Annotated in this window: 17 protein-coding genes; 11 read left to right on the top strand and 6 right to left on the bottom strand. The window is 60.4% G+C overall.

All coding sequences use genetic code 11. The annotated features are described in order from the left end of the window. The first annotated feature begins 15 nt into the window (after positions 1-15). The 9 genes from msub_RS09480 (at position 16) to msub_RS09440 (ending at position 10,943) form a co-directional block, all read left to right on the top strand. Positions 16-1,374, top strand: a complete 1,359-nt coding sequence (locus msub_RS09480; protein WP_048495784.1) for an N-acetylmuramoyl-L-alanine amidase — start codon at positions 16-18, stop codon at positions 1,372-1,374. A gap of 20 nt (positions 1,375-1,394) precedes the next feature. Beyond that, positions 1,395-3,299 carry a DNA mismatch repair endonuclease MutL gene (gene mutL, locus msub_RS09475; protein WP_048495783.1) on the top strand — a complete coding sequence of 635 codons (1,905 nt, stop codon included), beginning with the start codon at positions 1,395-1,397 and terminating at the stop codon, positions 3,297-3,299. Positions 3,300-3,327: 28 nt separating this feature from the next. Then, positions 3,328-4,335, top strand: coding sequence for a tRNA (adenosine(37)-N6)-dimethylallyltransferase MiaA (miaA, locus tag msub_RS09470; RefSeq protein WP_227506792.1), 1,008 nt, complete (start codon positions 3,328-3,330; stop codon positions 4,333-4,335). 33 nt (positions 4,336-4,368) lie between these two features. Continuing rightward, on the top strand, positions 4,369-4,620 hold the full coding sequence (gene hfq, locus msub_RS09465) for an RNA chaperone Hfq (protein WP_008170056.1): 252 nt from the start codon (positions 4,369-4,371) through the stop codon (positions 4,618-4,620). A 119-nt stretch (positions 4,621-4,739) separates the two neighbouring features. Then, positions 4,740-6,038, top strand: a complete 1,299-nt coding sequence (hflX, locus tag msub_RS09460; protein ID WP_048495781.1) for a ribosome rescue GTPase HflX — start codon at positions 4,740-4,742, stop codon at positions 6,036-6,038. 83 nt (positions 6,039-6,121) lie between these two features. After that, positions 6,122-7,327: an FtsH protease activity modulator HflK gene (gene hflK / locus msub_RS09455; protein ID WP_048495780.1), complete on the top strand. Its 1,206-nt coding sequence runs from the start codon at positions 6,122-6,124 to the stop codon at positions 7,325-7,327. 2 nt (positions 7,328-7,329) lie between these two features. Then, positions 7,330-8,205: a protease modulator HflC gene (hflC, locus tag msub_RS09450; protein ID WP_048495779.1), complete on the top strand. Its 876-nt coding sequence runs from the start codon at positions 7,330-7,332 to the stop codon at positions 8,203-8,205. 179 nt (positions 8,206-8,384) lie between these two features. Further along, on the top strand, positions 8,385-9,566 hold the full coding sequence (locus tag msub_RS09445) for an ATP phosphoribosyltransferase regulatory subunit (protein ID WP_048495778.1): 1,182 nt from the start codon (positions 8,385-8,387) through the stop codon (positions 9,564-9,566). A gap of 81 nt (positions 9,567-9,647) precedes the next feature. Then, positions 9,648-10,943 carry an adenylosuccinate synthase gene (locus msub_RS09440; RefSeq protein WP_048495777.1) on the top strand — a complete coding sequence of 432 codons (1,296 nt, stop codon included), beginning with the start codon at positions 9,648-9,650 and terminating at the stop codon, positions 10,941-10,943. Between the two features lie 56 nt (positions 10,944-10,999). Here msub_RS09440 and cmoB read toward each other — a convergent pair whose 3' ends face one another. The 5 genes from cmoB to msub_RS09415 are packed head-to-tail and all read right to left on the bottom strand — an operon-like array spanning position 11,000 to position 14,593. After that, on the bottom strand, positions 11,000-11,992 hold the full coding sequence (gene cmoB, locus msub_RS09435) for a tRNA 5-methoxyuridine(34)/uridine 5-oxyacetic acid(34) synthase CmoB (RefSeq protein WP_048495776.1): 993 nt from the start codon (positions 11,990-11,992) through the stop codon (positions 11,000-11,002). Between the two features lie 2 nt (positions 11,993-11,994). Next, positions 11,995-12,774, bottom strand: a complete 780-nt coding sequence (gene cmoA, locus msub_RS09430; protein WP_048495775.1) for a carboxy-S-adenosyl-L-methionine synthase CmoA — start codon at positions 12,772-12,774, stop codon at positions 11,995-11,997. Further along, the gene (locus msub_RS09425) at positions 12,767-13,135 is read right to left on the bottom strand and encodes a hypothetical protein (RefSeq protein WP_048495774.1); all 369 of its coding nucleotides are present in this window, start codon (positions 13,133-13,135) and stop codon (positions 12,767-12,769) included. The genes cmoA and msub_RS09425 overlap by 8 nt, the downstream gene beginning before the upstream one ends. 32 nt (positions 13,136-13,167) lie before the next feature. After that, positions 13,168-14,184, bottom strand: a complete 1,017-nt coding sequence (locus msub_RS09420; RefSeq protein ID WP_048495773.1) for a serine/threonine protein kinase — start codon at positions 14,182-14,184, stop codon at positions 13,168-13,170. A gap of 10 nt (positions 14,185-14,194) precedes the next feature. After that, entirely contained in the window at positions 14,195-14,593 is a 399-nt protein-coding gene (locus msub_RS09415) for a hypothetical protein (protein WP_227506685.1), read from the bottom strand. Positions 14,594-14,664: 71 nt separating this feature from the next. Between msub_RS09415 and msub_RS09410 the strand changes: the two genes are divergently transcribed. Next, on the top strand, positions 14,665-15,876 hold the full coding sequence (locus tag msub_RS09410) for an NAD(P)/FAD-dependent oxidoreductase (RefSeq protein WP_319803309.1): 1,212 nt from the start codon (positions 14,665-14,667) through the stop codon (positions 15,874-15,876). A gap of 150 nt (positions 15,877-16,026) precedes the next feature. Here the strand turns inward: msub_RS09410 and msub_RS09405 are convergent, their stop codons facing one another. Next, a complete protein-coding gene (locus msub_RS09405; RefSeq protein ID WP_227506684.1) occupies positions 16,027-16,770 on the bottom strand; it encodes a ComF family protein in 744 nt (247 codons plus the stop codon). 41 nt (positions 16,771-16,811) lie between these two features. On the opposite strand from msub_RS09405, the gene bioB reads away from it, so the two are divergent. After that, the gene (bioB, locus tag msub_RS09400; protein ID WP_048495771.1) at positions 16,812-17,870 is read left to right on the top strand and encodes a biotin synthase BioB; all 1,059 of its coding nucleotides are present in this window, start codon (positions 16,812-16,814) and stop codon (positions 17,868-17,870) included. The last annotated feature ends 98 nt before the right edge of the window (positions 17,871-17,968 follow it).

Here is a 17,968-nt window from a genome sequence, read left to right as displayed (position 1 = left end):
ACGCAGGTATGCTGTATGAGAATGGCTGAATTCAATACAAGACTGGCCCGGCCGCTGGCGCTGTTGCTGGCGGTTCTGGCATTGCCCGCTTTCGCTGGAACGCAGGTCGAGAGCGCCCGGATATGGCCAGCGCCAGATCACACCAGGCTGGTCTTCGATACGGCCGGGGAGGTGGAGCACAACATCTTCTCCCTGTCCGGGCCGTCGCGTCTGGTGATCGACTTGAAGAACACCCGCCTGCAAGCAGATTTCTCAGCGCTGGATCTGTCCGGCAGTCCGATCAAGCGTATCCGCAGCGCGCCTCGCAACGGGGACGACCTGCGAGTGGTTCTGGATCTGAAAACCGATATCAAACCCCGGAGCTTCCAGCTTGCACCCAATCAGCAGTATGGTCATCGGCTGGTAATTGACCTGTTTGATGAGGCCGGCCGCCAACAGGCCAGGCCCGCCAAACCGACCGTTACCCAGGATTCAGCCGGCAAGCGGGATATCGTTGTGGTCATTGACGCCGGCCACGGCGGTGAAGACCCGGGAGCCATCGGGCCCAGAGGAACGCGAGAGAAGGATGTGGTGCTGAAAATGGCGAAAACCCTGGCCGGATTGATCAATGATCAGCCGGGATACACCGCCAAACTGACCCGAAGTGGAGACTATTATATTGGCCTCCGCAAACGGACGCTGCTGGCCCGAGAGTACAATGCTGACCTGTTCGTCTCGGTACACGCAGATGCTTTCCGCACGCCCGAGCCGAACGGCGCGTCGGTGTTTGCCTTGTCCCAGCGCGGGGCAACCAGTGAAACCGCCCGCTGGCTGGCCAACAGCGAGAACCGTTCCGACCTGATTGGCGGCGCTGGCGGGCTGTCCCTGGATGGCCGCGACGAGACGCTTGCCGGTGTGTTGCTGGACCTCTCCATGACAGCCAGCATCAATGCCAGCCTGGGGGTCGGCAGCGCGGTTCTTGATAAACTGGGGCGCGTTGCGGACCTGCATAAACCGGGCGTGGAACAGGCCGCGTTTGTGGTACTGAAATCGCCGGACATTCCCTCCATTCTTGTGGAGGCCGGGTTCATATCCAATCCTCAGGAAGAGAAAAACCTGTCGACCCACTGGTACCGTGAGAGGCTGGCCGGCGCAATAATGAAGGGCATCGACGGCTACTTTCAGAGAACGCCGCCGCCGGGCACACTCCTGGCCTGGCAGAAGAAAAACAGCCAGGGAGAAGTCAGCGCCAGTAAGTACCGCATCCAGCGGGGTGACACGCTCTCGGGGCTGGCCAGAGAAAACCAGACTACCGTCAGTGAGCTGATGCAGTTTAACGACCTGCGGGATGACCGTGTTATGGTAGGGCAAACCATTCGTATTCCCGCGTCCTGATCAAGAGGTTTTCCCGTAACATGCCCCCCATTCGATTACTGTCACCCCGGCTGGCGAACCAGATTGCCGCGGGTGAGGTGGTGGAGCGACCCGCATCCGTCGTCAAGGAACTGGTTGAGAATGCCCTCGACGCTGGAGCCACCCGGGTTGATGTCGAGGTGGAGCAGGGTGGCGTCAAGCTGATCCGGGTTCGGGACGACGGCGGGGGCATCGAGGAAAGTGACCTGCCCCTGGCCCTTAGCCGGCATGCCACCAGCAAGATTGCCAGCCTCGATGACCTGGAAGCGGTTGCCTCGCTGGGTTTCCGTGGCGAGGCACTGGCCAGTATCAGTTCTGTCTCACGTCTGGCATTGACGTCCAGGACGGCAGAGCAGGAGGCCGCCTCCCGGGTAGAGGTTGAGGGCCGGGAGATGGATGCCAGGATTTCTCCCGCCGCTCATCCGGTCGGAACCACCGTGGAAGTGCGGGATCTGTTCTTCAATACTCCGGCGCGCCGAAAATTCCTGCGTACCGAGAAAACCGAATTCAACCATGTTGAAGAGTGTGTGCGCCGGCAGGCCCTGAGCCGGTTTGACGCCGGCTTTACCCTGCGCCACAACCAGCGGGTGGTTCAGAGCCTGAGGCCCGCGGGTTCCGTGCTTGACCGCGAACGGCGCATCGGCGCCTTGTGCGGTCAGCAGTTCATCGACAATGCGGTGGTTATTGATGCCGAGGCAACCGGGCTTCGTCTCTGGGGTTGGGTGGCATTGCCGACATTCTCCCGCAGCCAGGCGGACCTGCAGTATTTCTTTGTCAACGGCCGGGTCATCCGTGACCGGCTGGTGGCGCACGCCGTGCGCCAGGCCTACCGGGACGTTCTCTACAACAACCGCCATCCGGCGTTTGTGCTGTATCTGGAAGTAGACCCGGCCACCGTGGACGTGAACGTGCACCCCACCAAGCACGAGGTCCGGTTCCGGGACGGCCGGCTGGTCCATGATTTTATCTTCAGAACCCTGCACAAGGCCCTGGCCGACGTGCGGCCGGATGATCATTTCCGGGGCGCGGTTGCCCAGTCCTTTGGCCGCGAAGCGTCGGCTCAGGCGGAAGGCACCCTGGCACCAGGTGCGCCCTCCGGTGCATCGTGGAATGGCCAGGCAGCGGTGCCGAACTACGGAGGCACCGGCACACCGTCCGGGTTCGGTGGCCCGTCCCAGCCCCAGCAGGAGTGGCGCGCCAGTGACCAGATGGCGTTCTACCAATCCCTCAATTCGGGTGGCGGAACCGGCGCCTCCGAATCGGCGGCCTCCGGGGCCGGGTTTGCCACGGCGATGCCGACACCACCGGCCGACAGCGATGAAGAGCCACCGCTGGGCTATGCCATCGCCCAGCTCCACGGCATCTATATTCTGGCCCAGAGCCGGGCCGGGATGATTGTGGTGGACATGCACGCGGCGCACGAGCGCATTACCTACGAGCGGATGAAACGGGCACTTGCGGAGCAGGACCTGAAAAGCCAGCCCCTGCTGGTACCGCTGTCGCTCGCGGTCAGTCAGAAAGAGGCCGCGCTTACCGAGAGTCATGGCGAGGAATTGCAGAAACTTGGCTTGCAGATAGAGCGGATTGGCCCTGAAACCCTCGCCGTGCGGCAGGTGCCGGCGCTGCTGCGGGGCGCTGATACCGAACAGCTGGTGCGTGATGTGCTGGCGGACCTGATCGAACACGGCCAGAGCGACCGGGTGGAGGCAGTCACGCACGAACTGTTAGGGACTATGGCCTGCCATGGCTCGGTCAGAGCGAACCGTCAGCTCACCATCCCGGAAATGAATTCGCTGCTCAGAGATATGGAAGCCACCGAGCGGAGCGGCCAGTGCAACCATGGCCGGCCGACCTGGACGCTGGTCACCCTGTCCGAGCTGGACAAGCTGTTTCTGCGGGGGCGCTAGAGTGTCTCTGCCTCCTGCCATTTTTCTGATGGGGCCGACGGCCTCCGGAAAAACCGACCTGGCCGTGTCCCTGTGCGAGCGCCTGCCCTGTGAGATCATCAGTGTCGATTCGGCGATGATCTACCGGGGTATGGATATAGGTACCGCCAAACCGTCCCCTGAAGAGCTGGCCCGTGCCCCGCACCGGCTGATTGATATTTGTGATACGGCGGAAACCTACTCGGCAGCGGATTTTCGCCACGACGCCCTCGCCGCGATGGCAGAAATTACGGCGGCGGGCCGGATACCTTTGCTGGTCGGTGGCACCATGATGTACTTCAAGGCGCTTCTGCACGGTATGTCGGGTTTGCCTGCTGCGAACCCCGATGTGCGCAGGGCGCTGGAACAGGAAGCCGCGGAGCGGGGCTGGGACGCACTGCACCTTGAGCTGCAGAACAGTGATCCGGTCGCTGCCGAGCGTATCCATCCGAACAATCGCCAGCGACTGTTGCGGGCGCTGGAAGTCCACCGGCTGACAGGCAGACCGATTTCCGCGTTCTGGCAGGCCGAGGTTGTTGAGGCGCGCGAGGGCGCGCCCGAGTCTGCCAAGGGAAGCGATATTGAGGATTACACCTATTTCACCCGCTGGCAGGCAGACGAAACACCTTCGCTTCCGTATACTGTTGTTCAGCTTGCCATGATGCCGCCGGAGCGGCGAGTGCTTCACCAAAGAATCCGCCTGCGCTTCCTCAAAATGCTGGAGTCCGGCTTTCTCGACGAGGTGCGGGCATTGATGCTCAGGGAAGACTTGCACCCTGATCTCCCTTCCATGCGGTGTGTCGGTTATCGTCAGGCCTGGAGTTACTTGTCCGGGGAAGATGACTACGACACATTTGTAAGCAAGGGAATTGCGGCCACTCGCCAGTTGGCGAAGCGGCAGTTGACCTGGTTGCGTAAGTGGTCCGATGTGGACTGGCTGGACAGCGATGACAAACTTATCGCTGAGGCAGCCTTGAAAATAATCAGACTTCGCACCACATTTAACTCTGACAAATGACGATCTGCACTTACTAAAAACAGGAGAACACACATGTCAAAAGGGCATTCGTTACAAGACCCTTACCTTAATGCATTGCGCAAGGAACGCATTCCGGTTTCCATCTTTCTGGTCAATGGTATCAAGCTTCAGGGCCAGATAGAGTCTTTTGACCAGTTCGTGATTTTGCTGAAAAACACTGTCAGCCAGATGGTTTACAAGCACGCTATTTCCACTGTGGTTCCTGCCCGCAATGTTCGCATTCCACAGCAGGCTCCGGGAGGAGAGGGCGAGTCTGAAGACTGAGTCATTCGCTTTCCCGGTATTGCCACCCGCGTTCCAGAGGATCCCGTGCAGGGGTCTGATGGCCGCGGGTGTTTGTTTTTATGACACTAACAGTTTTACTGTTCCGGAGTTGATGCCAATTGTTTGAACGTCCTGACGTCGGTGAGCGAGCGATCCTTGTCCACATCGATTTTACGGCCCACGACGGGACCGAAGACCCCGGCGAGTTTCGCGAGCTGGTTACTTCCGCCGGCGTTGACCCGGTGGGCATTGTTACGGGGTCCCGTAAGCAACCCAGCCCGAGATTCTTTGTCGGTGAGGGCAAACTGGAAGAAATCCGTGACGCCGTGGCTGCCAGCGAAGCTGATGTTGTGTTGTTCAATCACGCCCTGAGCCCGCGCCAGGAGCGGAATGTCGAGCAGGAGCTGAAGTGCCGGGTGCTTGATCGCACCGGGGTGATTCTTGACATCTTCGCCCAGCGCGCCCGCACTCACGAAGGTAAGTTGCAGGTCGAGCTGGCTCAGCTCGAGCATATGTCGACCCGACTGGTCAGGGGCTGGACCCACCTGGAGCGGCAGAAGGGTGGTATCGGCCTCCGGGGCCCGGGCGAAACCCAGCTCGAAACGGACCGTCGCCTGCTTCGGGAGCGGATCAAGTCCATCCACAAGCGTCTTGAGAAGGTGCGCCGGCAGCGTAGCCAGGGCCGCCGGGCCCGTCAGCGCGCGGATATTCCCACCGTGTCGCTGGTCGGTTACACCAACGCGGGCAAATCAACCCTGTTCAACCGGATTACCACTTCCTCCGTATATGCTGCGGACCAGCTGTTTGCGACGCTGGACCCGACCTTGCGGCGTCTTGAACTTCCGGACATCGGGCCGGTCGTAATGGCCGACACAGTGGGCTTCATCCGGCATCTTCCCCACAAACTGGTGGAAGCCTTCCGGGCGACCCTGGAAGAAACCACGCAGGCGACGATCCTGCTGCACATTATTGACAGTCACGACAGCCGGCGTGACGAGAATATCGAGCAGGTGGAAGATGTGCTGGCCGAGATCGGCGCCGACGAGATTCCGATGTTGCAGGTGTACAACAAAATCGACCTGCTTGAGAACTTTGCGCCGCGAGTAGAGCGCAATGAAGATGGCGTTCCGGTGCGGGCCTGGGTGTCCGCGGTGACCGGGGAGGGGCTGGACGGCCTTTTCGATGCCATTGTCGAGCGCCTTGCGGAAGACGTTGTGCACCACTTTGTTTTGCTGGGGCCCGCTGACGGCAAGCTGCGCGCACTGCTGCACGAAGCCGGTTCTGTGTTGAGCGAGGAACACCGCGATACCGGGGATACTGTGCTGGAAATTCGCCTTCAGAACCGGGACTGGCTGCAACTGTTGAGCCGGGCTGGTGTGAAAGAGGAATCGGTCAGGCTCGACGTCGGGCATGCCTGAAACCCGAACGGCTATTGCCGGGGCAGCGATAAATCCCTAGTATTTGCAGCCATTCTATCTATAAGTCAGTAACGGAGAGTACTATGGCCTGGAACGAACCGGGTGGAAACCGTAACGACAATGACCCCTGGGGTACCGGTGGTGGTCGGCGCGGCAATGATCAGGGGCCGCCAGATCTCGATGAGGCATTGAAAAAGGGGCTGGAAAAGCTCAACAGGATGTTGGGCGGCAAAGGCGGCAAGTCCGGTGGCAATGGTGGCAGCACCGGCGGAAGCAGTGGTGGCTTTGGGGCCGTTCTGGCCCTGGTCGCCATCGTTTTTGTTGGCTATGTGGTTTTCCAGTCCTTCTATACCGTGGACGAGCAGGAGCGGGCTGTTGTATTGCGCTTCGGCGAGTATGACCGGACCGAAGGCCCTGGCCTTCGCTTCAAGGTGCCGCTGATTGATGACGTCACCAAGGTGCTGGTAACCAACGTCCGTACTGCCGAGTCCTCGGGTCAGATGCTGACTCAGGACGAGAACCTGGTTGCCGTGGATCTGCAGGTGCAGTATCGGGTCAGTGACGCCCGCAACTACGTACTCAATGTCCGTGATTCCAACCAGGCCCTGGCCTTTGCCACTGACAGCGCACTTCGCCACGAAGTTGGCAGTGCCACTCTGGACGCCGTCCTGACCGAAGGTCGGGTTGAGCTGGCGGTGAACGTCGAGCAGAGGCTCCAGAACTTCCTGAAGCAATACGGCACCGGGCTCGAGGTTGTTCGGGTGAACGTGGAAAGTACCCAGCCGCCGGAGCCGGTTCAGGACGCTTTCCGGGAGGTTCAGCGTGCCCGTGAAGACGAGCAGCGGCTCAAGGAAGAGGCGGAAACCTACCGCAACAAGGTGGTGCCGGAAGCCCGCGGCCAGGCTCAGCGCCTGATCGAGGAAGCTGCGGCCTATAAAGCGCAGGTGGTTGAGCGTGCCCAAGGTGAGACTGCCCGGTATATGGACCTGCTGGAGGTATACGAGAAGGCACCTGAGGTGACTCGCGAGCGGATGTATCTGCAGGCCATGGAGAATGTGCTGGCAAGTTCCAGCAAAGTCCTGGTTGACACCAAGTCCGGCGATAACATGATGTATCTGCCACTGGACCGCCTGACCCGCCAGGGTAGCGCCAATGCGGCCGCGGGCCGGAATGAAACTGCCGGAGACGCTGGCAGCCTGACCGGCCAGGTTGATATCCAGTCCCTGACCGACGAGGTCCTTCGCGAGCTGCGCAATCGCCAGTCGACCAACACAAGAACGGAGAGATAATCATGGGACCCAAAAGCGTTATCGGTCTTGCTGGTACCCTCATTATTCTGTTGTTGGTGTCCTCCAGCGTTTACATCATTCCCGAAACCCACCGGGGCGTATTGCTGCGCTTTGGGGAGTTGATTGAAACCAACATTGGGGCAGGGCTTCATTTCAAGGTGCCGGTTATTGACGAGGTGCGGGAGTTCGACGTGCGGGTTCTGACCCTGGACGTACCGGCACGACAATACCTGACCGTTGAGAAAAAGCCGCTGGATGTGGATTCCTACATCGCCTGGCAAATCACCGATGTGGACACGTTCTACCGGGCTACCGGTGGTGACGAGTTTCGGGCCCAGAGTCTGCTCGCGTCGCGGGTGGACACCGGTCTTCGAAACGAATTCGGTGTGCGTACCATGCACGAGGTGGTGTCTGGTCAACGGGATGAGCTGATGGCACAACTCAAGGACCAGGTGAACGAAACAGCGCTCAATGAGTTCGGTATCCGGGTGCTGGATATCCGGATCAAGGCCATCGAGTTGCCGGAGCAGGTCCGCGGTAATGTGTATCGCCGGATGTCGACCGAGCGGGAAAAGCTGGCTCAGGAATACCGCTCCCGTGGTCGCGAGGCCGCTGAAGGGATTCGGGCTGATGCCGATCGCCAGCGCACGGTGATTCTGGCGGAAGCGTTTTCCAAATCCGAGCAGCTTCGTGGTGAAGGTGATGGTGAGGCGGCGCAGATCTATGCCGATGCCTACACTCAGGATAGTGAATTCTTCAGCTTCTACCGAAGCCTTTCCGCCTACCAGAATGCCTTCTCCAATAAGGACGACATCATGGTTATCGATGCGGAAGGCGATTTCATGAAGTATATGATGGACCCCCAGGGCGCCAAGTGATTTGCACCTGAGCGTCGAAATAAACCGGAATACATCGGTATTCCGGTTTTTTTGTGCCTGCCAACCGTGTAAAATTCTGGCCGTTTTGTGTCGGGTTTTCTGCCCGACTATCGCCTTAAATCCTGTGTGATCCCCCCAGCCAACAGCGCCGGTGCGGATATAACGGACAACGGAATCTCATGACAGTATCTGATCGCTGGTTACTGCCGGACGGAGTAGAGGATATTCTGCCTCCGCTGGCCGGACAGATCGAGTCCCTGCGCCGGGATGTAATGGATACCTGCCAGCGCTGGGGCTACCAGCTGGTCATCCCGCCGCTTATCGAATACCTGGAGTCCCTGTTCACCGGAACCGGCCACGATCTGGAACTTCAGACCTTCAAGCTGACCGACCAGCTGACCGGTCGCATGATGGGCGTTCGAGCGGACATGACCCCCCAGGCGGCGCGGATAGACGCCCATACGCTTGGCCAGGAGGGCATTACCCGTCTCTGTTATGCCGGCCATGTCCTGCATACCCGTCCCCGGCATATGCTGACCGGTCGAACGCCAATCCAGGCCGGCTGTGAGCTCTTTGGCAGTGCATCCGAGGTGGCGGATATGGAAGTCATCAGCCTGATGCTGGAAACCCTTCGTGCTGCCGGCCTGCCCCGTATTCACCTGGATCTGGCCCACGTGGCGATTTACGAGAGCCTGATCGGTGAGGCGCGTTTCGACCGTGACACGCAGGCAGCGATTTTTGATGCCATGGCCCGAAAATCGGTGCCCGAGCTCGATGAGCTGCTTGGCGGCTGCCCTGCGGGATCTGCCGGGGCCCGCTTGCGGCAGCTCGCACGGGTCAGCGGTGGCCCGGAAGCGCTCACTGAGTCCCGGCGGATCCTGCAGGGTGCTTCTGAGAGCCTGGATGCGGCTCTGGATCAGTTGAGCCGCGTGTCAGAGATGCTCGGCCGGGATTACCCGGAAATCAGTTTCGGATTCGATTTCTGTGAGTTGCGCGGTTACAACTACCACACCGGGCTGGTGTTTGCGGCTTATGTGCCGGGCCATGGCGACTCGGTCGCCAAGGGTGGCCGTTACGATGCCATAGGCCGTGATTTTGGCCGCGCGCGGCCCGCCACCGGGTTCAGCCTCGACATCCGCGCACTGGTGTCCCTGGGGCAGCGACCGCAGCGCAAAGCCGGCGCGGTCTGGGCGCCGGTGGACGATGATCCCGCTCTGGAGGGCGTGATTTCCGGTCTGAGAATGACAGAAACCGTTATCCGGGCCCTGCCGGAAGACCGTGATGTGGATCCTGCCGCCAGAGGTTGTGACCGGAAGCTGGTAAAGCAGAGCGGCCAGTGGGTCGTGGAGAAGCTGGGCTGATGCCTCCGGGCTTCGGTGAATTCATTTTTTGTTAACCTGCGAAACGCCTGTCCCTCGGGGCGGCCGCATTGAGAGAGAATCATGGGTAAAAACGTTGTTGTGCTGGGCACCCAGTGGGGTGATGAAGGCAAGGGTAAGATTGTTGACCTGCTGACTGACAAGGTCACGGCTGTGGTTCGCTTTCAGGGCGGGCACAACGCCGGGCACACCCTGGTGATTGATGGCAAGCGAACAGCGCTTCATCTGATCCCTTCCGGTATCCTCCGCCAGCATGTTTACTGCCTCATCGGAAACGGCGTCGTGCTGTCTCCGGAGGCGCTGCTCAAGGAGGTGCGTGAGCTTGAAGCCAATGGCGTTGCGGTTCGTGACCGCTTGCGCATCAGCCTTGCCTGCCCCCTGATTCTGCGCACCCATGTTCGCATTGACCAGGCCCGGGAAAGGGCCCGTGGTGTCGACAAGATCGGTACCACCGGCCGTGGCATTGGCCCGGCCTATGAGGACAAGGTTTCCCGCCGTGGTCTGCGCCTGGGTGACCTGTGCAACCTGGCCGGATTCGAAGTAAAACTGCGCGAGATCATGTCGTACCACAACTTCATCCTGACCGAGTACTTCAAGGAAGAGGCCGAGGACATTGATGCCGCCCTGGACGAGCTCCGGCAGATGGGGGAAGAAATTCTGCCGATGGCCGCCGATGTTACCGACATGCTCCATGACTTCCGCAAGCGGGGTGAAAACATTCTGTTTGAAGGTGCCCAGGGCTCGCTTCTGGATATCGACCTTGGCACCTATCCGTATGTAACCTCCTCCAACACCACAGCGGGCGGCACCGCCACCGGTTCTGGTTTCGGCCCCCTGTTCCTGGATTACGTGCTGGGTATCACCAAGGCCTACACCACCCGTGTTGGTTCGGGCCCGTTCCCGACTGAACTGTTTGACGACATGGGCCAGCATCTGGCGGTCAAGGGCAATGAAGTGGGCACCACCACCGGGCGCTCCCGCCGTTGTGGCTGGTTTGATGCCGTTGCCCTGCGCCATGCCATCCAGATCAACAGCGTTTCCGGCATCTGCCTGACCAAACTGGATGTTCTGGACGGCCTGGAAACCGTAAAGGTCTGCGTCGGTTACAAGACCCCGAACGGCGAAATCTTCCGCCCGCCCATCGGCTGCGACAGCTACCAGGATATTGAACCGGTGTATGCCGAGTTGCCGGGCTGGAGCGAGAGCACCGTGGGCCTCACCGGCATCGATCAGTTGCCGGAGAATGCCAGGGCCTACATCCGCTTCCTGGAGGAGCAGATCGAGGCGCCGATCGACATCATCTCCACCGGCCCGGACCGTATTGAGACCATTACGCTTCGTCATCCGTTTGGCGAATAACTGCGCAGCGGAAGGAAGACCGCCCTGCCAGCCGGCACGGCGGTTTTTTTTTGTGTTCAGGGTTTTTCGGCGATCAGTGTTGCCCGCAAGGGCCCCGGGTAGCCTTCGACGGTTTTCGACGGGTCGTTAGGGTCCAGGAAGTCCTGCAGGGAATTGAAACGCATCCAGTCGGTGCTTCGCTGTTCGTCGGTGCTGGTGGCGGTCACATCCACTACTCTGGCATTGCGGTACCCGGAGCGGTCCAGCCAACGCAGCAGGGTGTCGCAGGTGGGCAGGAACCAGACATTTCGCATCTGCCCGTATCGATCCTCCGGCATCAGGCTGTAGCCCTCAGGCCCTTCTACCACCAGTGTTTCCAGGACCAGTTCGCCACCTCTGCGAAGCGTTCCCTTGAGTTCAAGCAGGTGGTCCAGCGGTGCCCGGCGATGGTAGAGCACGCCCATGGAAAAGGTGGTGTCGAAGGTCTCCAGACCTTCCGGCAGATCCTCCATGCGCACGGGCAGCAGGTCCACGGGAACATCGCCGAGGTAGTCCTTGACGCTTAGGAACTGGAACAGAAACAGCAGGCCGGGGTCGATTCCGATAACCCGGCCCGCACCTTCACCGAGCATGCGCCAGCAGTGATAGCCGGAACCGCACCCGACATCCAGGATCCGGCGGCCGGCAAGGTCGGACAGGTGGGGGGCTACCCTGTCCCATTTCCAGTCGGAGCGCCATTCGGTATCGATCCGGGTGCCGAAAAAATCGAAAGGCCCCTTGCGCCAGGGCATGAGCCCGCGCAATCCCTGCAGCAGTTGTTCCTGCTGTTCCGGCGCCAGGGGGTGTAGAGATGACAGTGTGACCGCGGATCGATCCAGGTGTGCCTGCGCATCGGTCATCTGGGGCAGGCGGGTGAGGGCGGCCTGCCAGCGATCGAGATCACCGTGAGGGTTGTCGTCAAAGCGGCGGGTCAGTTGCTGCCTGAGCGTTTCTGCCCAGTCAATCAGGCCGTCCTGTGCAAGCTGATCGAGAAGCGGCCCGAACCGGGTTTTCCAGTCAAAATCTGCCATGGTCAGTCGGTGTCGGATGTGTTGGCCTTGATGGCGAGCATGGAAACAAAGTTAAAGCACTGGTACCAGACCAGAACCTCATCGAAGCCTGCCGCCAGCAGCCGTGCCCTGTGGGCGGCGAGCGTTTCGGGAATCAGTACCTGCTCAATGGCCGTGCGCTTCTGACTGATCTCCAGATCCGAATAGCCATTGGCGCGTTTGAATTCGTGGTGCAGGCGCGTCTGTATCGCCTGTTCACTGTCGGATTCAAACCGGATTTTCTCCGACAGGATCAGTACTCCCCCGGGCCGGGTTGCGTCGGCAATCCGGGCAAGCAGGCTGGCGCGTTGCTGGGGGTCGACAAACTGCAGGGTGAAGTTGAGTGTCGTGACCGAGGCGTTGCTCAGTTCGGTGGCCAGAATGTCCTCGCACCGCAGGGTAACGGGCAGGTGGTTGTCGTCCAGGGCAATGTAGTGCTCGCAGCGCTCGATCATTGCCTCGGAGTTGTCCACCCCCACCAGGGTGCAGTCCTCGTAGGGAATTCCGTGGCGCATTGCCAGGGTCGAGGCGCCGAGTGAGCACCCCAGGTCGTAGCAGTAGGAGCCGGGTTGCGCGTATTGCTCGGTAATCACCTCGATCATCGGAATGATGGTGGTGTAACCGGGTACGGAACGCCGGATCATATCAGGGAAGACCCGGGCCACCGACGCATCAAAGCGGAAATCCTCTGGGCGGCGCTCGGTGGCGAACAGCCGGTCTGGCAATTGCTCTGGCATTTCGGAAGGGCGTCGGGCCTTACTCATTGCTGTCCAGCCGTTCTGGTTGCCGCGGAACCGACGGCCCGGTCGGTGAGGGGCGCCGGCACCGCACCCCGCGATTTTTGTAGTCTACCAGGATGCCCCGGAAAGCCGGGTCCACATCCGCCGCAATGGCCAGGTAGCCGTTCTCGCACACCGCGTGCAGTTCCGAGGCCTTGGGTGACATCCGGAAGGTCTCACCCTCGGTGATATGGATGGCGTTGAAATCGCCAACCGGGACGTGGTCCTTGTTTACCGGATGGTCAATCTTGCCGCTGACTTCCAGGACCAGCACGGTGCCGATAACGGCAACCACTGCGGTCATGATCAGGCTACGGACGGTGTAACGGGCCTCGTTCTGGCTCATGCCTACCTCATTTCAAGCGTGTTTGTGTGCGGCTAGTACTGCCCCGGAACCGTGATTGCCGGCGACTGCAGGGTGGAGAGCTGCTCCCGCAGCGAGAGAATCTGGTCGGACCAGAATCGGGGCTGGCCGAACCAGGGAAAAAATCGCGGAAAGGCCGGGTCATCCCAGCGTTTGGCCAGCCAGGCGCAGTGGGCGATCTGTCGGTAGCAGCGTAATGGCTCAATCAGGTGGCGTTCTCGGCGGTTGAAATCACGGAACATCTCGTAGCCCTCCAGCAATTCGCCGAGCTGGGACCCGCGTTCGAGGTCGTCGCCATTAAGCAGCAACCACATATCCTGAATGGCCGGCCCGGAGCGGCAATCGTCCAGATCCACGAACAGCATCTGCTCCTCCCGGCAAAGAATGTTGCCGGCGTGGCAGTCGCCATGCAGGCGCAGGGTGTCAACCGGGCCTGCCTCATCGATACGAGCGGCGCATAGCGTTTGAAGATCCGGAATCAGGCTGTCCCAGGCGGGCCGAAGATCCGTGGGGATCCAGCCGCCCTCCACCAGCAACCGGTTACTCGTTTCGATACCGTCCAGCAACGCTATGCCCGGCCGGTGGGTAAACGGTCTCAGTGCGCCAATGTTGTGAATCTGGCCCAGCCACTGGCCCAGCCGGTAGAGCGTATCTGTCACGCTGGTATCCGGAGCCTGACCGCCACGTTGCTGGAACACCGCGAACAGGAAGTCGCCATGGCGGCCGAGGGTGTCCCCCGAGTCAAGTTGCATCGGCGCCACAACCGGAATGTCGGCCTGCAAAAGCTCCAGGGTAAAGTCGTGTTCCTCCCGGATCTCCGTCTCGGTCCACCGGCCGGGCCGGTAGAACTTGGTGATCACCGGCGGGCTTTCGTCCAGCCCCACCTGGTAGACCCGGTTTTCGTAACTGTTGAGCGCAAAAAGCCGACCACTCACAGCAAACCCGGCGTCTTCCATCGCGTCCAGGATCATATCGGGCGTCAGTGCGTCATACGGATGGCTGGATGCGGCAAGTGCGGGGTCTTGAGTCATAAGGGGCGTTTCAGAGCCTGGTGTCGTATTTGGATTTCATGAACTGCAGATGATACCAGTTTTCGTCCAGTTCCCAGCGGATTCGGGAAATGCCGGAAGCACCAAGAACCACATCGCCGGCGCGAGCCTGTACCTGGGCGAGTTCCCGCTCCGCCCTTTGCCAGTCCCGGTCACTGTCGCCAAGATTGCGCATGCTAGGGAACACGGCGCTCAGGGCGGTATGGGTTGGCGTCGTGTGCGACCTGAGGGAGCTCATGATGGCAGTATCTCCTTCCACCCTCAGCACCCGGTGCTTGTAGGGGTAGCTGGCAACCATGTCATCCGTTTTCAGCCGCTCATTCAGGCTGATTACTTCAAAGCCACGCCAGCCGAGCCAGCCCACAAATACGGCGGCAACTACCATCACCATTACAAACTGCTTCCTGTCGGACATCATCGTTGGGCTCCATCCACGCATTTCCGCGGTCAAGTATAACCTGTATGAGCCCCGGAGTAATGGTTTCAGGGCCTGGGCGACGGTTTCCACTGGCGCCCGGAGATGGGGTATGCTCCGGTATTCGACCGGTATGTGGAGCGGGAAAAGTGTCCGGAGACATCCTTGAAACAGAAACCGTGGTCATTGGCGCGGGCGTCGTCGGCCTGACGATCGCCAGTGCACTGGCAAAAAACGGGCGTGATGTCATCGTTCTGGAACGGGGAGAGCGGTTCGGAGAAGGCATTTCGTCGCGCAACAGTGAAGTGATCCATGCCGGAATCTACTACCCGGAGCATTCACTGAAAGCAAAGCTGTGCGTCGAAGGCCGCCAGCGGCTTTATGACTACTGCCAGAGCCGCAAGGTCGAGCACCGGAAATGCGGTAAATGGATTGTCGCCGCCAGCGAATCCCAGGCCCGGAAACTCGAGGATATCCAGCTTGCGGCGGCCCGCAATGGTGTTGAACTTGCCCGGCACGACCGGGGCGCCATCAAGCGCCATGTCCCGCAAATTACTGCCTGCTCCGGCCTCTGGTCACCCGAAACCGGCATCATCGACAGCCACGGCCTCATGCTCTCGCTGCTCGGAGAGTTGGAAGATGCCGGTGGCCAGCTTGTTCTCCGGTCACCCGTCGTTGCGGCAGAATCCGCCAACGACCACCACCTGCTCCGGGTCGGGGGTGACAACCCGCTGACACTGAAAGCTGCCAGCGTTATCAACGCCGCCGGCCTCGGCGCCGTTCCGCTGGCAAAAGCCTGGGCAGGCCTGCCCGAGCATCATAAACCGCAGCAATGGTTCGCCCGTGGCATCTACTTCAGTTACAGCGGCCGCCATCCCTTTAACACATTGATCTACCCCGTCCCCGAGCCCGGCGGACTGGGTGTTCATCTCACCCTCGACCTGGCCGGCCAGGCCCGCTTCGGTCCCGACGTTGAATGGATAGAGCGGGAAGACTACACCGTTAACCCCGACCGTCTCGGAACCTTCGCTACGGGTATCCGCCAGTGGTGGCCTGAACTCGACCCCTCAAGGCTCCAGCCGGCCTACGCCGGCATTCGCCCAAAGTTGGCGGGGCCGGATAGTGGCTTTGCCGATTTCCGAATTGATGGTCCGGAAGATCATGGGGTGCCGGGCCTGGTTAACCTGTTTGGAATTGAATCACCGGGACTGACTTCGTGCCTGGCAATCGCTGATTTGGTTCAAAAGAAACTGATCTGACCGGCCTATCGTGGGGTTCGGGCGCCGGGCGGGAGGCGCTTGCCGGGATTGTGTGAAGCCAGGGACGGCTTCACTCAAGCGCACATGGATGTGCTCGTAGCGTATCCCGGCAAGGGCCTCCCGCCCGGCGTTTGCACGGAGCCGCAAAAACTAGCCAGGCGTCCGAGCCAAAGCCCAAACCTGAATATCCCTGGCCCCCGCCTCCCGCAATGCCGAAGCCAGAACCCGAACCGTCGCCCCCGTCGTCACCACATCGTCCACAATGGCCACCCGCTCGGGAGCCGCAGACGTAACCTCGAATACCCCGCGAAGATTGGCCAGCCTGGCCTCCCGGTTCAGTTCCCGCTGCGCCCGTACCCGGCGGACGCGGCGCACCAGCCCGGCAGCCACCGGAATCCCCAGGTCCCGCGCGAGATATTCGGCCATATCCCGGGCCTGATTGAAGCCGCGCCTGCGCCGGCGTTTTGAATCCATCGGGGCGGGCACCAGCACATCCGGTTTTGGTAACGCTTCGCTGTTCAGGCGCTGTTCAAGAAGACCTGCAAAGTCTGCCAGCAGTGGCCGGGCAAACTTGCGCTGCCCGTTGTATTTGTAGCGGCCGATCATGCCGTCCAGGGGATACTGGTAGCGCCACGGAATGCAGGAGAGCGAAAACGGTGGCGGGAACTTCAGGCAGTCGCCGCACAGCAGCTCTGCAGAAGGGAAAGCCAGGGGCAGGGCGCAGCAGCGGCAGTGCCAGCGGTTAACTGGCAGGTCGGCCCGGCATGGCTGGCATAACCCGTTGAAAGCATTGGGGCAAAGGCAGGCAACACAGAGTCCGCCCTGCCTGACGCTGTTAACCTTTAGTTCCATGAAGGTTGACAGCCAGTTCAGTCCCTTTATCATCTGATTCATCCGTAAACCCAGAGACCGGGAAAGGTTAACAGGACTTTTACATGACCGCTACAGAACTCCGCCACGACTGGACACTGCAGGAAGCCCGCGAACTGTTCGAGCTTCCCTTCAATGATCTTCTGTTCCGTGCCCAGACCGTGCATCGGCAGCACTTTGATCCCAACGAGGTGCAGGTGAGCACCCTGCTGTCGATCAAGACAGGGGCCTGCCCGGAAGACTGCAAGTATTGCCCCCAGAGCGGCCATTACAACACTGGCCTTGAGAAAGAGAAGCTGCTGGAAATCGAGAAGGTGGTGGCCGAAGCCCAGGCGGCGAAGCAGAAGGGCGCCTCCCGCTTTTGCATGGGCGCAGCCTGGCGCAGCCCTTCGAAGAAAGATATGCCCTACGTTCTGGATATGGTAAAGCAGGTGAAGTCCCTCGGCCTGGAGACCTGCATGACCCTGGGCATGCTGAAGGAAGAACAGGCGGTGGAGTTGGCCGAAGCCGGTCTGGATTACTACAACCACAACCTGGACACCTCCGAGAAGTACTACAGCCACATCATTACCACCCGTACCTACCAGGATCGTCTGGATACCCTGGACAATGTCCGCAAGGCCGGCATGAAAGTCTGTTGCGGCGGTATCATGGGCATGGGCGAGGATGAGGACGACCGGGTTGGCCTGTTGGTCCAGTTGGCGAATCTGCCCCACCACCCGGAAAGTGTGCCGGTGAATATGCTGGTGAAGGTGAAGGGCACGCCCATGGAGAATGTGGAGGATCTGGATCCGTTCGAGTTTGTTCGTATCATCGCGGTAGCGCGGATCATGATGCCGGCATCCCACGTTCGTCTCTCCGCAGGTCGGGAGAACATGAACGAGCAGATGCAGGCACTGTGCTTTATGGCCGGTGCTAATTCGATTTTCTACGGCGAGAAGTTGCTGACTACCGCCAATCCGGAAGCCGATGCCGATATGCTGCTGTTCAAGCGCCTGGGGATCCGGCCGGAGCAACGGGAGCAATGTGCCTCTGAGGAGCAGGAAGAGGAGGCGATTGCCGAAGCCGTGGAGTATGAGGCGACTCGCCACATGTTCTATGACGCTACTCGCGAATCTGCCTGAGCCTTTGACCTTGGGGAAGCAACGAGCGGGTAAGGCTCCCCGGGATACGCTACGAGCACATCCATGTGCGCTTGTTTCGGGCCGTCCATGGCCCTCAA

Source organism: Marinobacter subterrani, from assembly GCF_001045555.1.
GTDB lineage: Bacteria > Pseudomonadota > Gammaproteobacteria > Pseudomonadales > Oleiphilaceae > Marinobacter > Marinobacter subterrani.
The sequence above is the reverse complement of the archived record's forward strand: the minus strand, read 5'-3'. Positions and strand labels throughout refer to the sequence as shown.

Coding starts and splice junctions, on each gene's coding strand:
- msub_RS09440 (WP_048495777.1), top strand. CDS start 9,648: ATGGGTAAAAACGTTGTTGTGCTGGGCACCCAGTGGGGTGATGAAGGC.
- cmoA (WP_048495775.1), bottom strand. CDS start 12,774: ATGAGTAAGGCCCGACGCCCTTCCGAAATGCCAGAGCAATTGCCAGAC.
- msub_RS09480 (WP_048495784.1), top strand. CDS start 16: ATGAGAATGGCTGAATTCAATACAAGACTGGCCCGGCCGCTGGCGCTG.
- msub_RS09420 (WP_048495773.1), bottom strand. CDS start 14,184: ATGACTCAAGACCCCGCACTTGCCGCATCCAGCCATCCGTATGACGCA.
- msub_RS09410 (WP_319803309.1), top strand. CDS start 14,665: ATGAGCCCCGGAGTAATGGTTTCAGGGCCTGGGCGACGGTTTCCACTG.
- mutL (WP_048495783.1), top strand. CDS start 1,395: ATGCCCCCCATTCGATTACTGTCACCCCGGCTGGCGAACCAGATTGCC.
- hfq (WP_008170056.1), top strand. CDS start 4,369: ATGTCAAAAGGGCATTCGTTACAAGACCCTTACCTTAATGCATTGCGC.
- hflK (WP_048495780.1), top strand. CDS start 6,122: ATGGCCTGGAACGAACCGGGTGGAAACCGTAACGACAATGACCCCTGG.
- msub_RS09405 (WP_227506684.1), bottom strand. CDS start 16,770: ATGAATCAGATGATAAAGGGACTGAACTGGCTGTCAACCTTCATGGAA.
- miaA (WP_227506792.1), top strand. CDS start 3,328: ATGGGGCCGACGGCCTCCGGAAAAACCGACCTGGCCGTGTCCCTGTGC.
- cmoB (WP_048495776.1), bottom strand. CDS start 11,992: ATGGCAGATTTTGACTGGAAAACCCGGTTCGGGCCGCTTCTCGATCAG.
- hflC (WP_048495779.1), top strand. CDS start 7,330: ATGGGACCCAAAAGCGTTATCGGTCTTGCTGGTACCCTCATTATTCTG.
- msub_RS09425 (WP_048495774.1), bottom strand. CDS start 13,135: ATGAGCCAGAACGAGGCCCGTTACACCGTCCGTAGCCTGATCATGACC.
- msub_RS09445 (WP_048495778.1), top strand. CDS start 8,385: ATGACAGTATCTGATCGCTGGTTACTGCCGGACGGAGTAGAGGATATT.
- msub_RS09415 (WP_227506685.1), bottom strand. CDS start 14,593: ATGGTGATGGTAGTTGCCGCCGTATTTGTGGGCTGGCTCGGCTGGCGT.
- bioB (WP_048495771.1), top strand. CDS start 16,812: ATGACCGCTACAGAACTCCGCCACGACTGGACACTGCAGGAAGCCCGC.